Genomic DNA, 1,061 nt, shown 5'->3' with positions numbered 1-1,061 from the left:
ATTTACAAAAAGGCTATTTAATTGTTGTTTAAATCGCTTACATTTATGCGAAATATAATTTAAATTAAAAAAAAACGGGGTTTTTAGACAGACTGCCGTTACTAGCAAGCGCACCGCACCGGAATATAAAACTGCATAAAAACACAAAAAAACCTCTAAAAACTAATCCGTTTTAAAGTAATTCACAAACATTTAAAGTATTTTTGACAAAGAAATTAATAGTTGAATAAATCTGAATTATGATGAAAAACATTGACAAAAAAAGTTTAGAAAATGCGTATCGCCTATTTGAGTCAGATGATATTAACAAAATTGAAATTGGAACTACTAAAGGTTTAAATCAAATACATAGTTATTTATTTAAAGGATTATATGATTTTGCGGGTAAAGTACGTAATAAGAATATATCAAAAGGTGGTTTTAGATTTGCAAATTCTTTATACTTAAATGAAATTTTAGTCAAAATTGAGCAAATGCCTGAAAATACTTTTGAAGAAATAGTTGCCAAATATGTAGAAATGAATATTGCTCATCCTTTTATGGAAGGTAACGGCAGGACAATGAGAATTTGGTTAGATATGATTCTGAAAACTAAACTTAAAAAATTAGTCAATTGGCAATATGTGGATAAATCTCTTTATTTACAAGCAATGGAAAGAAGTCCAATTAACGATTTGGAATTAAGAACTTTATTAAATAGCAACTTAACCGAAGAAATAAATAACAGAGAAGTTATTTTTAAAGGAATTGAACAATCTTACTATTATGAAGGCTATCAGAAAGATGATGATGATGAATAACATTGTGGATAAAGCGCCAGCTAGTAACAGCGGTTTGCATAAATGGCGAGATATGTGGTTTATTCACGTTTATTTTCCGCAATAAATTTTATCTTAGCCGAAAAATCTCGGTTACGAAGTTCGCCACTTCTGCAAGCCGCGACACGTCAAACTGTCTAAAAACCTCTTTTTTCAAAATTAATTTTAACCCAAATATTCTTCCTAAATATTTGTACACCAAATGAAATATGCGTAAATTTAACAAGGCTTCGTAGCAAGCTC

At 29.4% G+C, this 1,061-nt stretch carries 1 protein-coding gene; it reads left to right on the top strand.

Translation table 11 applies throughout. The annotated features are described in order from the left end of the window. Positions 1-239: 239 nt before the first annotated feature. On the top strand, positions 240-800 hold the full coding sequence (gene fic, locus M2326_RS17510; protein WP_264620828.1) for a protein adenylyltransferase Fic: 561 nt from the start codon (positions 240-242) through the stop codon (positions 798-800). Positions 801-1,061 lie beyond the last annotated feature (261 nt).

This window comes from Flavobacterium psychraerolatum, from assembly GCF_025960985.1.
Classification (GTDB): Bacteria; Bacteroidota; Bacteroidia; order Flavobacteriales; family Flavobacteriaceae; genus Flavobacterium.
Note: the sequence above shows the minus strand (reverse complement) of the source record. Positions and strands in the feature narration are given on the sequence as shown.

What these genes read in the sequence shown, in the direction of transcription:
- fic (WP_264620828.1), top strand. Translation starts at nt 240, where the DNA reads ATGATGAAAAACATTGACAAAAAAAGTTTAGAAAATGCGTATCGCCTA.